Here is a 13253-nt window from a genome sequence, read left to right as displayed (position 1 = left end):
CCTCATCCTTTCTTTGCGGCTTTCAAAAAAGCTGCTCTTGTATTTTCACAAAAACAATCGATGAGATAAGTCGATCCATTCACATCAGCGATCCGAATTCCTTTTGTTCGTTCGGAATCCGCATATATGTCCTCATACTTAACAGCGTCGTGCTGAACCGCCTGCTCCTCGTAACCTTGCAAACCTTCAAATAAAACCCTTCCCGAAAAGCCGCTTTCACCTGTAACTCCAAGCAAGTGCAAAACCGTTGGCGCAATGTCAATAATGCCTGCCGGAATATGCGCCGCATAGTCCTTTTTAAAACTGGGCCCGAATCCCATGCAAAACGGCCGCATATCCTCATTTCGAATAGAGCCATGGTAGGATTTATTCTCCGTTTTGGCGTTTAAAAAATGAACAACTCCTTGAATGCCGTCCTGATTCAATTCATCGGTCCATGCTGGAACAACGGCTAACAGAGGCGCTCTTTCGTGAGTAATGCTACCGATCACCGCACTTAAAGGCAGAGCATTTTTCAATTGCTGATGAAGCGGTTCTTTCGCCAATAGCATACTGCACCAGCTTTGTGCAGATAGCCAGTCGGCGAGCGCCTGCAATTCCTCTACTTGATTTTCATCCCCATAAATAAAAGCGTCTACTGCGACAAAATTCAGTTCTCTGTTCAATTCTTTCCGGGCTTGATTCAAATAATGCTCCAGACTGCCGACCATATTTGCTGCCGAATGGCCGTGATCGCTGATGAGCAATATATCCAATTCATCCTCGATTCCAAGTCGCGAGACAGCCTCCAAAATCTCGGATAAACATTGATCCACAAGCCTCTGGGCTTGCTTGGCCTCATGCGAACCGATGCCGAAATAATGCTGCGTATCGTCCGGTTCGGGAAGCCACAGCACCATAACGGTATTCTGTTCATCGGGCAATTGCTGTTCAATGAGCGTCCGAACTGCCCATAAAGTGCGTTCCTTCTTTTTGATCCGGACATCGGTTTCAGCAGCGACTGCACCTCGCGCGGCATGCAATCGGCTAAGCTCCGGGATCCCATAGTCGGTAGAAGGATTCATGACATGCTGCGGATGATGAAAATTCCAGATCAACGAAGCTCCGGGCGAGCTTCCGGCCGAAACTGTCAAACGCAAGTCCGCTCGGGCTAAACGATCCCCTAACGTCGGACGCAAGAGCAGCTCTTCCCCCGTTCGCTCCTGAAATTGCAATAATTCTCGGTGGTCTCCTGTCTGGAGCAGTCCGTCCTCTGAAAAAACAGGCGCATACATGAGATTGTTCATCAACCCATGCTGTCCCGGATAGCATCCTGTGGTTAAAGAAGCCATGCATACCCGTGTAAGCGATGGATATACCGAATAAAAAGATTGGAACACCGTCCCGCTTTTCATTAACCGGCAATACGTAGGCATCGTATCGGCTTTAACCTGATCGGGCCTTAATCCGTCCGCTCCGATAATGAGTACCCGCCGTCCCGAAGGACTTTTCTTCTCAGCCGTTTTTCCCATGGTGTTCATTCCTTTTTATTTTATAGTCATCCGTTTTTTTGCTATCCTCTATTTCTTAAGCAGCGCACGTATCTGGTCGGCGGCTTCCTTCATCGATTCTTGGGCCGGAACATTTTGAGCATAGGTTTTACCGATTGCCTTTTGGAGCTCTGCTTCGATTTTATCGAAGTCAGGCACGACCGGGAGTGCCCTTCCGTAGGGAAGCTCATCGACAGCGGTTTTGAAGAACGGATTTTGTTCATAAAACTTCACCATTTCAGGCGCTTGAGCGGCAGATTTTCGAATCGGCATATATCCGGTGTGCTGAGTGAAATAAATGGTTTGCTGTTTATCGGTAAGAAACTTGATGAACTTCCAGGCCGCGTCTTGCTTTTCCTTGGGGGCCTTCGCTACTATGGCGAGATTCCCCCCGGAAGACGTAGTTACGGCATACTCTTTAAACTTTGGCACGAAACCGACGCCAAGGTTAAACTTGATACTTTTTTGAATCTCACTCAAGTCGGCTGTCGAGGCCACCAGGAAAGCCACCTTGCCATTTTTAAAATTGACGAGTTCCTGCCCGCTGTCGGTAGTCGTCCCGCCCGTAGGCTGCATCATCGTTTTCGTGTCATATATCATGTTCCGATACATTTCCAAACCTTGAATCGCCGGCGCTTGGTCGAGCACAACCTCCTTTTGATCCGGGCTGAAAATATCTCCGCCATTGGACCACATCAACGAGTAGTAGTAGAGAGGCGGCAGATAGGTCGAGAAGCCGAATCGTTCTGTTTTCCCATCCTTGACGACGGTCGCTTTCTTCGCGGCGGCCACCAATTCGTCCCATGTGGACACCGGATGCTCCGGATCAAGCCCGATCTCCTTCACGATATCTTTGTTGTAATACAAGATCGACGTACTCCGGTTGAAGGGAAGGGTGTATGTCTTTCCATCGATTGAAGTGTTCTTTACAAAGCTGTCCACAAAATCGCCGTAATCCAAGTTCGAATCGTTTTGAATATAAGAGTCAAGTGGCAGCAATGCTTTATTGTAAGCAAAGGTTGGCCAGAATCTGGCGTTCAACTGAACAACATCCGGTACAGCATTGCCCACAATTGCCGTCAATAGCTTCTTGCCGATATTATTCGTAGTCTCCTGGAACACCGCATTGACCTTTACCTCATTTTGCGATTGATTAAATTGTTCGACCAAACTCTTGGTGGTATCCCCGATCACCCCGCCATTGCCATACCAAAACTCAATTTGCACCGGCTTCCCCTGCTGATGCTGTGATGAGGAAGAAGACGGAGCTTCTTGCCCGCAGCCTGCAAGCAACATGACCGAACATGACGCCACGATAACACTTTTAATGAATTTACGTTTCATTGGTTTCACCTCATATTTATAATGGCTTATCGCTTACTTTAAACCCGTAGTGGCCACGCCTTTTACAATAAACTTCTGCATGGAAATGAACAATCCGGCTAATGGCGCGATAATGACTGCGGCAACTGCCATGACCAGATTCCACTGCGTTCCTCCTTCCGTAATAAATCGCGTCAGTCCTAACTGAACCGTTCGCAAATTTTCATTATTAGTCACAATGAGCGGCCAAAACAATTCATTGTAACTCTTGATAAAGGACAACAAGATATACGTCACAACGGCTGCTCCCGACAAAGGGATAATCAAATGGCGCATGATTCTGGCGTGTCCGCAACCATCGAGAATGGCGGCTTCCTCCAATTCCTTCGGTACTTGCATAAAGGCCTGCCGCAGCATAAATATGCCAAAGGCATTCACACTGAATGGCGCGATCAAGCCCGCATACGTATCCACCCACCCAAATTGTTTGATCGTCAAAAAATTAGGGATAAACGTGATTTGGTTCGGAATCATCATAGTAGCCAGAACCGAGAGAAATAGAAAGCCGCTTCCTTTAAACCGCAGTCTGGCAAAAGCATAAGCCGCCGGTATGATCAGCAGCAGTTGCACTACGATAATGACGCTTGCTGTAAATAGGCTATTGAATAGATACCGAAGCAGCGGAGCCGACTTCCATATTTCTGCGTAGTTTTCCAGGCGGAATACTTCCGGGATCAAGGTTGGAGGGAACACGAACACTTGATCGAAGCTCTTTAATGAAGTGCTGAGCATCCAAACAAAAGGAAATAGCATAACGAATGAAATAAGACTCAAAAAGGCGTATCCGAACCATCGAAATGCGAATTGTTGCAATCTCATTGATAGTGCACCCACCTTTTGGAGACCTTCATCTGGATAAACGTGATGAGCAGAAGGATAACAAAAAGCGCTGTCGCGGCTGCGGAAGCATAGCCGATATCAAAAAAATCAAAGGCATGTTGGTAAATGTAATAAATCATCATATTTGTGCTTTCAGCAGGCCCGCCTCGCGTCATCGAATACAGCAGATCAAAATCCTCAAAAGCGCCAATTAGCGCGACGATAAGAACAAAAAAGATATAAGGAGAGAGCAGCGGCAACGTAATATTTTTAAACAACTGCAGCCTTCCCGCTCCATCCATCTTGGCCGCTTCATACAGCGAATCCGCTATGTTTTGCTTGCCGGCCAGCAGAATCACCATGTAGTAACCGACCACCTTCCATACTTTCGTAATGATTAGCGCAGCCATGGCCCACCCCGGCTTGGCCAGCCAAGGAGCAGGAGGAATCGAGAAGAAACCGAGCACCCAGTTAATAAGACCGAAATTCTGGTCGTACAGCCATACCCATAGGGTACCAATAGCCGCCATAGGCGTAATGTAGGGCAAAAATACGACCGAACGAAACAACCTGACGCCCCGCAGTTTTTCGTCCAGCACAACAGCCAGTACTGTAGCCAGCAAGACCGTAAAGCCGACTGAGAAGATTCCAAATATAAACGTCTGTCCAACCACCTTCCAAAATTCGGGCGCGGTAAGCATCTTCGTATAATTGCCTGCGAAAATCCAATTAAAATCAGGGGCAATCAGATTCCAGTCCGTCAGGCTCAAAAAAAATGTCATACACATCGGGTAAAGATGAAATACAACGAGCAGAACAACGGCTGGAAAAACCAAAAAATAAGCGGTTAAGTTCGTATACGCCCATTTGGCTCCGTTTTTTTTGCTTTTCACCGATTGCTCGCTCAAACCCCTCTTCCTTTCCAAAATTCTATGGTTATCCATGTGCCATGGATTCAAGTCAGATTCTCCTCTCTCATTTTCAATGGAGACAACGCCGCCCTGATCAATGCAACAGCCTCCTGCAATTGCGTCATGGATGTGGCGTATGAAAGCCGAATAAAATGGGGAGCCTGAAACATTTCCCCCGGCGTCACAACGACACCCGCCTGCTCCAGCAAGTATTCGGCAAAGTCTTTGCTGCTAGCAATCGTCCCCTTCTCATAAACAGAACCAAAGTAACGGGACACATCAACCATCAAGTAAAAAGCGCCTCTCGCATTGGGACATGCCAATCCTCGAATCGATCGAATCTCACGAATCAGATATTGCCTCCGTTCATCAAATGATTCGGTCATTTTCTTTACCGTATCTCCTTCATCTTTGAGCGCGGCAATCGCCGCGTATTGACCGATCGAGCTTGGATTGGAGGTGGTGTAACTTTGAAGGACCGTCATTGCCCGAATCACAGGCAATGGGCCGCAGGCGTAACCGATTCGCCAGCCCGTCATGGCAAACGCTTTGGATAACCCGTTTATCGTAATCGTCCGAGATTTAATTGCCTCGCTTAAAGCCGCGATCGAAGGAACTTTATCGCCGTAGATCAAATGTTCATAGATTTCATCCGCAATGATGTAAAGTTGATGACGAACGGCAATCATGCCAATGGCATACAACGTTTCCCGATCAAGCACCGTTCCGGTCGGATTGTTGGGATTTGTCAGCAAAATAGCCCGCGTCTTGGAAGTTATTTTACTGCTAAGCCGCTCCACGTTTAGTTGAAAATCTTGTTCCGGTTCGGTTTCAACAAACACGGGACGCGCCCCTGCATGTGCGATCATTTCCGGGTAACTCCCCCAGCAGGGAATCGGCAAAAGAACTTCGTCGACTTCGTTGCATATCGAGAGCAACGCATTCGCCACTGCTTGTTTGGCTCCGGTGGTGATTATCACCTCCTCCGGGTTATAACTAAGACCGTTTTCTCGCTTGAGTTTTTCGCTGACTGCCTGCCGAACTTCATATGTACCCTGCACGGGGGTATATTTCGTCACACCTTTAATAATCGCTTCTATACCTGCATGAGCGATATGGATCGGTGTGGGAAAATCCGGTTCGCCCACGTTAAGAGCGATGAGCTTGCGCCCCGATCGGCGGAGCGCTTCGACTTTATCTCTTAATTCCGCTCCGATGTAAGGATTTAACGCACAAACACGATGGCTCAGTTCGTAATTCAATGATTGTTTCCCCTTTCGTTCCATGTGGTTTCTACATAGAAATCTTAACATCTGAATGTAATACAAGTGTAAAAACAACGTAAATGTATTGTTAATTTTATAAAAAACCAATATAAAACAAATTAAAAACAACATTTCATTTGTTTCCAAACGACGTGTTGTTTTTATCGCACTTGAATTTAGATAGAAACCCATTTTAATGAGGACAATTCGATGTGTGTTTTCCATTCTTCAGGCAAGTTCGTATCCGTAATAATCATGTCCACTTCATGTATGGTTGTTACTTTATACAGATGCTTGACTCCCATTTTAGAGGCATCCGCTACAAGCACTTTCTTTTGGCTTTGAGTGAGCAAGCCTTTCATCATTAGCGCGCTCTCGCTTTGAAACGTACTTATATTATCAGGTGTAACGCCTCCGCAGGAAAAAAAAGCTTTGTTTACGGTAATGTCCTTTAACATGTCTTGAGCGAGTACGCCCGACATCCCCATCGAAGAAACTTGAAGCTCTCCGCCTATCTGAATCACTCGCCCGTCAAATACTCCGTTTCGCTTATATTGAGCGAATTCAAAAATGATAGGAACGGAATTGCTGACTACCGTAAGCTCCTTTTTGTCTCTTAAGAATGGCGGCATTTGGGCGATGGTGCTCCCTGCCTGGAGGAATATAATATCGTTGTCCTCCACCCATTTGGCTGCCTCGGCAGCCAGTTTTCTTTTGACCTCCAGATTGATCGACTCTCGATCGTTATATACCCATTCCAGCTTTTGATGGCTCGTTTTGATCGCTCCGCCAAATATTTTTTTTAATTTGTTCAGACCTTCCAGCTTGTCCAGGTCTCGACGAATGGTCTCGGTTGTCACGCCGAATTTTTCGGCAAGCTCTTGTACATAGACTTTGTCGTGTTCCTCCAGTTCCTTCAATATCTCTTTCCTTCTTTTTTCCACTTCACTATAGGAAGAATGCATCCTTACCCTCCAAACTATGTATGTCATTCCATTACATTTATCTTAACTGAATCACACCAAAGAATCCATGGGGAAATGACGTATTTAACCTTGCTTTTTGATCATTTACAATTCAATAACAATGCAATTTCATCCTATTACCACATTCAGTCGGAATTTACAATATAAAAACCACATATTGGATTATTCAAGTATTTGGTAGTATAAGCCGATTAGATTTTGTTCGGTATATATACTAAGCGTTATGTATACAAGATGCAAGAATACTACTACCTGACAGATTAATTTGCTCATTTTATTACGGAGACTTGACATTATTCTGCCCGACTAGATGAGCGAGGCCGCACAAAATTCTTTCGATCTGGACATAAGAAAACACTGCCCGCGAAAGGCAGTGTGCTTCAGCCTTGAAACAAAGATACGCAATCTTGCAGCGCTTATTCGAGTTCCTCTTTTTCTTTTTTAGTGCCATCACACTTTCAACCTCAAAGCCTTGGGAGTCCAATGAATGTGTCGGATCCCCGTCATGCTTTTTCGTGAATTGCGAGGGGTTAATCTGTATTTTTCCCTCCGGTTAGACCATACCGGGATACCGTCCACCGAATGCATTTGGACTAACGGCATCAATACGGGCTAAATCATCAGAAGTAAGTTGAATATCTAATGCCCCAACATTTTCTTCAAGATATTGTCGGCGTTTCGTACCTGGAATCGGCAAAGTGCCTTTAGCAATTGTCCATGCTATTGCCAACTGTACAACCGTGCAGTTCTTCACTTTGGCGATTTCCCCAAGTTTGTCAACGATGTCAACATTCTTTTGGAAGTTTTCACCTTGGAACCTAGGCAAATTTCTACGAATATCATCGACTTTAAGATCCTCATAATTACGAAGTTCGCCGGTGATAAATCCCCTGCTTAGAGGACTGTAAGCTACAAAAGTGATGCCCAACTCTCTTACGGTAGGAAGGATTTCTTCTTCAACGTCCCGACTCCAAAGGGAGTATTCCGTTTGTAATGCAGAAATGGGATGTACAGCATGTGCTCGACGAATAGTAGAAGCATCTGCTTCAGAAAGACCAAGATAACGCACTTTCCCGGCCTTAACTAGATCAGCCATTGCACCAACCGTCTCCTCAATTGGGACATTAGGATCGACCCGGTGCTGGTAATAAAGATCGATATAATCCAGATCAAGACGTCGCAGGCTCTCGTCGATTGCTTTCTTTACGTAATCAGGGTGTCCACCGATGAACTCCCAATTGGATCCAAATGAAAACTTGGTAGCAACAATTGCTTGCTCCCTCCGCCCTTTTAAAGCTTTGCCTAAAAGTTCCTCGTTATGACCGTTGCCATACGTATCAGCTGTATCAAGCAACGTTACTCCAAGTTCCAGAGCTCGATGAATGGTCTTGATGGACTCTTCATCATTGATGGTGCCGTAGATTCCCGGGGACATCCCCATCATACCCAATCCGATAGAAGGAAAATGGACTTCAATCCGTTCGAATGGATGAAATCGCAAAAGTGATGGAGATTAGCAGAGTGACTCTATATAAATATTTTTCAACCAAAGAAGAAATAATCGGATTCATCGTGGATGGATTTGTTGATTACATGAATGATCCGACTTTCTGCCCATTGGATTCGGATCAAAGTTTCGGTACCCGATTCCAGCAAATATTCGAGCAGTCCGTTTCACTTACCGAATATTTCACGGATATTTTCTTAAAGGAACTCGAAACCAGTTACCCGGATTGGTATGATCGATTGAATGCAGCCATGAAGCAGCGAGAACAGCAGGTTTTGACTTTCTACGATGAAGGAATTCAAAAAGGGATTTTTAATCATATCAATGGCAAGCTGTTAATTAAGCAGGATGAAATTCTAAGGGGGATGTTCAATGCTAAATATCTAATGATGAATCAATTAACTGTTCAACAAATTTTATATGATTATTATCAATTAAAGAAAATTCAGTTATTCAAATCCGAAAAGCTTTCAGCAATTGATGATGAAATCATGATACCGAGAATTGAGTATTTGACTCAAAAGATTACCAAAAACCTTTTTTGACATAAATACGCAGATGACCTGCGTGTTTCGGTTTCGTTAAATTGCCCTTTTCAGCGATACCCCAATAACAAGAGGCTCCCACTGATCTGATAAGCTTCTTGACACTATTTCGGTGTTTGAAAGGCAAAAAACCCGCCTTTCCGTTCGGGATTGGCGCGTTCCTCATTCGATTTCCGCTTGGTCCTTGCCGCCACTTCGCATTTTTCATTTTTGGGGCATTTTAACTCGAATCCATGCCGTTACGAACAGGAGCAGTCCGAGAAAAACGTAGAAGAAATCGAACACAACTTGGCTCGTTGCCAAGTAAGTCTCGAATACGTCCACGCTTGAGGGTCCCCACATGCTGATTACGAGAGTAAAAAAGCCGATCGGGAACACAATCGCCCGATATTGTTTGAGTCCGAGCCATTGGGCCGCCCCCAATACTGCCGTATACAAATAGGAAGTCAGTTGAACGAACGTACCGAGAATCCAGACGGCCAACATCAAAACGTCAATGTGCTGGAAAAATTGGCCGACGCCGATATAGCGGACAACTTCAATGAACGGATAATTCAACGTGTGGGCATGCTTGCCGAAAAGTAAGACGGATACGAGCCCGGAAACGGATAGCGTAACCATGAGCCCGAACCAGGTTGCCATCATGCACCTCATCGTTTTCTTCTGATTCGACACGAACGGAAAATACAGTCCGAGCATCATATAGCCGGAGAACCAACTGAACGGGACAATGGCCCCCTTGGCGGAAGGAGCGATCCCTTTGCCCATGATCGGTAAAATACGGTTTGCGTCCCATTCGGGAATCGATAAGATAATCAGCAGTCCGAACACGAGGAATGTGAGCGGCAGGAACAGCTGTGCCAGCCGCCCCAACACCTCGACGCCTCCTCTGACCGCAAAGGAAACAAGCAGCAGCATGCCGCCCATGGCGACAAGTGCCGGTGTTTTTTGCAAAAAGACGACCGATATGAAGTCGCCATACTCTCTCAAGATGACGGAAGTCAAATTTACACCGTAAAAGATGACGGTAAAGCCCGCCGCTTTGCCCAGCCACGGACCGAGCAGCCGCCCGCTGTACTGGATGATGGTTTCCGTCGGAAACATACGGCTAAGCCGAAGCATCGCAAGCACGAAGAGCAAACCGGCCAGGTGGGCCCAGATCGGCGACAGCCACAAATCGCGCTCGGCCTCCTCCCCCGTTATCTTCGGAATAAACAGAATCCCGTCGTATGCGGCTACCGCATAAAAAAGAAGTCCTAGCTGTGCTGCGGAAATCTTCCCTTTCTCCACCATCGGCAAACCTCTCCCCTCACTTCAACCCGGCGGTCAGCGGTTTGAGTACACTATTGAATAGCTCGATCGGTCCGGGCATATTCGGAAAAACAAGGACGAGCACGGCCGCGATCCAGCCGGCAGCTGTGACGGCGATCAATGCCGCCCGTTCTCTCTTGCATTCGAATTCGAGACCGCGCCATTCGGCCCAAACCATCAACGCGGCTGCGCACGTTACTCCCGCTAAGTTCAACCAAGTCACGGGCACAACACCTCTTTTCGCAGTTCATCCGGCGGGCTCGTTATACATCCCGATATGCCGGACGCTCACCTTGACCTTCACCTTGACTTGCATAGAAGGAAAAATCCGCTCCCAGCGGTCTTGCAATTGTTGCCATTCCCTCGGATGACGGCGATTGATCACTTCGCCGAAACCGAAAATGTCGGCCCCCATCCCCTGGGCTTGCTTGATTGTGGTCTTCACACGATGGCGGATGTCGTCGGCCGCCGCTTTTTCGACCTGGCGGATGAATTTCGGATCGGACGTTTTGAAGCGAGTCGTATTTTGAACGACGCTCACCTCAGCTTCGATCCCGACCTCCATTCGCGGCATTCCTTCCTCCAAGCCAGGAACGAATCGGGTGCTGGAAGTAAGAACGCCAATCGATATGAGCGAAGATGTAGGCTCCTTCAACTTCACGGTTTCGACATCGCCTTTCACTTGATGAAGCAGCCATTTCACTCCCGAGAACGACTCCCCTTGGATCACTCCAGCCATGCGGTCGCGGGAAAAAACGGCGTAACCTTTCACATAAGGAACGCTTTCCTTGCCGTCCCGCGTGATATCTAGGTAAGGCAGAATCGCCGTTTCCGATTTTTTGCCGAGCTTTTGCACCAGGAGGTTGAGCGTTATCGGCCAACGGAAGACGCGAGCGGCTTCACCGCCCAGAAAGTCCGCTTTGGTCTGTTCGAGCGGTGAGGCGGAAGTGAGAAAATCGCGCACGGCTCCCTTGCAGACGAACGGCTGAACCCTCAAGCGAATATGATTGTCGCGCACAAAATAATCCAACTGTTCCCGGAACTGATCGCGGGACAACGCCTCCCCTACGACCAACATTTCCAGTTGCCCCCAGTAGATGTCGCGGGGCAGCTTGCGCTGCAGCTTGGAGGCTGCGGCAGCAGCCGTCGCTCCCGAAGCGGACCAGATCAAAGTCGGACCGCTTCTTTTGGAGGTGTTGCCGCTCATCTGCGTCTTGCTTCCTTCCTGCTTCGGCACGACGATCTCCAATGTCAATTCGATCTCCCCGTCATCCTTTCGGTCCAACCCGGCGATCGTCACGATCGCCAGATCGTTCACTTCCTTTCGGTCCCAGCAACCCGTCGACAATAGCAAAGCGGACACCGCTATCACGAGCGAAAGCCGCTTGCAGGCACGTATCCAGGGGAATGCCCTCCTTATCTTCATATTCCGTCAGCGTCCGCCTCCTTTGCCTGGCTCCGGTTTCTGCCCCCGGGCAAGTCGCCGGCGGTTTCGCATACTCGCAAAACCGGGACGCATCGTCATATTCCATCTTGGAGCCCGAATCGCGGTATCCTTCATTTCGTTTGCCTCCAATGGCGCGAACGGGGATAAATAAGGGACGCCGTAGGAGCGAAGCATGCACAAATGGATGGCAACGGCGATAATGCCGAACATAACGCCGAGCATGCCCAGCGTCCCTCCGAGCACGATGAGCGGCAGCCGCAAAAGGCGGATGGCGAGCTCCAGCGAATAATGCGGAGCCGTAAATCCTGCAATGCCCGTGAACGCGATGATGATGACGATCGGCGCCGACACGAGCCCCGCCGATACTGCGGCTTCTCCGACGACGAGCGCACCGACGATCGTAACGGCCGAACCGATTTGCCGCGGAAGGCGAAGCCCGGCTTCGCGCAGCACCTCGAATGCGAGCTGCATCATCATCACTTCCACGAACGTCGGAAACGGAATTGCCTCGCGTGCGGAGGCGATGCTGGTCAACAATTTGCCCGGTACCATTTCATGATGAAAATTCAAAATCGCGACGTACACCGCCGGAAGAACCATGGAAATGAACAGTGTTATGTAGCGTAAGAAACGCAGAACACTGGCGTATAATGCGCGGTTGTAATAATCGTCCGCAGCTTGCAGAAGCGTCGCCAACGTCGCGGGAACGATCAGCGCATCGGGCGTGCCGTTGACCAGCAGAACAATGCGGCCTTCGAGCAGGCCCGCAGCCGCTATATCGACCCGTTCCGTAAATTGCTGTTGAGGAAACGGCGAGAACGGATTGTCTTCCGTCAGTTCTTCTATGTATCCCGATTCCAGCACGCCGTCCAGATCAATGTGCTCGAGCCGGCTTTGCACCTCTTGCAGCAAGGAAGGCTTGGCCAGACCGTCAATATAAGCGATATAGACTTCCGTCCCTGTATAGCGGCCGATCCTTTGTGATTTTAGCTTCAGCTTGACACTCTGAATTTTGCGTCGCAACAGCGATAGATTGGTCGCAATCGATTCGGTGAAGCCTTCTCGCGGCCCCCGCAGCGACGGTTCGGTCTTCGGCTCTTCCACATTGCGCTTGTCCCACTTGGAGATTCCAAGCAGCAGAGCGCCGGTGCAACCGTCGATCAGGAGCACGGTATACCCTTTGATCAATTGCCCGGCGCATTCCTCGACAGTCGCGACCTCATCGGCGGACACGACGGGCAAAAGTCTGTGCTTGACCGCTTGCAAATCGGCGCATACCGCGTCCTGTGATTGCATGAGCGGCTTCAGGACGCTGTTGTCAATCTCCTGCCCGTCCGACATGCCGGGGATGTTGACGAGCTCCGCCCGGATCGTTCCGGCCACCTGGAAGGAGCGGAACGAAACGTCGTCGGCTTCGCCCAAGACCTGTTTCAGCGCCTCTACATTGCGGTCCAACTCCGGAACCAAAGCCGTGTGATCAGCGGATTCGAAGCTGCCGTCACAGGTAGAATTTCGTGTCCGCATGGCCCCCTCCTTGCCGTTCGATTCCA

Annotated in this window: 12 protein-coding genes; 1 reads left to right on the top strand and 11 read right to left on the bottom strand. The window is 48.5% G+C overall.

Annotation, left to right across the window (positions count from 1 at the left end):
* Positions 1–2: 2 nt before the first annotated feature.
* The 7 genes from AC0LWT_RS08585 to AC0LWT_RS08555 all read right to left on the bottom strand — a co-directional run bounded on the left by AC0LWT_RS08585 (position 3) and on the right by AC0LWT_RS08555 (position 8337).
* Complete coding sequence (locus tag AC0LWT_RS08585; RefSeq protein WP_474680819.1) at positions 3–1511, bottom strand: alkaline phosphatase family protein; 1509 nt, start codon at positions 1509–1511, stop codon at positions 3–5.
* Positions 1512–1559: 48 nt separating this feature from the next.
* The gene (locus tag AC0LWT_RS08580; RefSeq protein ID WP_474680818.1) at positions 1560–2873 is read right to left on the bottom strand and encodes an ABC transporter substrate-binding protein; all 1314 of its coding nucleotides are present in this window, start codon (positions 2871–2873) and stop codon (positions 1560–1562) included.
* 33 nt (positions 2874–2906) lie between these two features.
* The gene (locus AC0LWT_RS08575; protein ID WP_474680817.1) at positions 2907–3731 is read right to left on the bottom strand and encodes a carbohydrate ABC transporter permease; all 825 of its coding nucleotides are present in this window, start codon (positions 3729–3731) and stop codon (positions 2907–2909) included.
* Positions 3728–4639 (bottom strand): carbohydrate ABC transporter permease, encoded by a 912-nt coding sequence (locus AC0LWT_RS08570; protein ID WP_474680816.1) that lies wholly within the window; start codon positions 4637–4639, stop codon positions 3728–3730. The genes AC0LWT_RS08575 and AC0LWT_RS08570 overlap by 4 nt, the downstream gene beginning before the upstream one ends.
* Positions 4640–4686: 47 nt before the next feature.
* Positions 4687–5904: a pyridoxal phosphate-dependent aminotransferase gene (locus AC0LWT_RS08565; RefSeq protein ID WP_474680815.1), complete on the bottom strand. Its 1218-nt coding sequence runs from the start codon at positions 5902–5904 to the stop codon at positions 4687–4689.
* Positions 5905–6083: 179 nt separating this feature from the next.
* A complete protein-coding gene (locus tag AC0LWT_RS08560) occupies positions 6084–6872 on the bottom strand; it encodes a DeoR/GlpR family DNA-binding transcription regulator (RefSeq protein WP_474680814.1) in 789 nt (262 codons plus the stop codon).
* Positions 6873–7446: 574 nt separating this feature from the next.
* Positions 7447–8337, bottom strand: coding sequence for an aldo/keto reductase (locus AC0LWT_RS08555; protein WP_474680813.1), 891 nt, complete (start codon positions 8335–8337; stop codon positions 7447–7449).
* A 77-nt stretch (positions 8338–8414) separates the two neighbouring features.
* Between AC0LWT_RS08555 and AC0LWT_RS08550 the strand changes: the two genes are divergently transcribed.
* The gene (locus AC0LWT_RS08550; RefSeq protein ID WP_474681050.1) at positions 8415–8945 is read left to right on the top strand and encodes a TetR/AcrR family transcriptional regulator; all 531 of its coding nucleotides are present in this window, start codon (positions 8415–8417) and stop codon (positions 8943–8945) included.
* Positions 8946–9149: 204 nt separating this feature from the next.
* On the opposite strand, the gene AC0LWT_RS08545 is transcribed toward AC0LWT_RS08550, so the two are convergent.
* The 4 genes from AC0LWT_RS08545 to AC0LWT_RS08530 are packed head-to-tail and all read right to left on the bottom strand — an operon-like array spanning position 9150 to position 13227.
* On the bottom strand, positions 9150–10238 hold the full coding sequence (locus AC0LWT_RS08545; RefSeq protein ID WP_474680812.1) for a GerAB/ArcD/ProY family transporter: 1089 nt from the start codon (positions 10236–10238) through the stop codon (positions 9150–9152).
* Positions 10239–10254: 16 nt separating this feature from the next.
* Positions 10255–10479, bottom strand: a complete 225-nt coding sequence (locus AC0LWT_RS08540) for a hypothetical protein (protein WP_474680811.1) — start codon at positions 10477–10479, stop codon at positions 10255–10257.
* Between the two features lie 24 nt (positions 10480–10503).
* The gene (locus AC0LWT_RS08535; RefSeq protein ID WP_474680810.1) at positions 10504–11682 is read right to left on the bottom strand and encodes a Ger(x)C family spore germination protein; all 1179 of its coding nucleotides are present in this window, start codon (positions 11680–11682) and stop codon (positions 10504–10506) included.
* 6 nt (positions 11683–11688) lie between these two features.
* Positions 11689–13227 carry a spore germination protein gene (locus tag AC0LWT_RS08530; protein WP_474680809.1) on the bottom strand — a complete coding sequence of 513 codons (1539 nt, stop codon included), beginning with the start codon at positions 13225–13227 and terminating at the stop codon, positions 11689–11691.
* Between the last annotated feature and the right edge of the window lie 26 nt (positions 13228–13253).

Source organism: Paenibacillus sp. sgz302164, from assembly GCF_056120505.1.
This window is presented reverse-complemented; position numbering and strand designations above follow the sequence as displayed.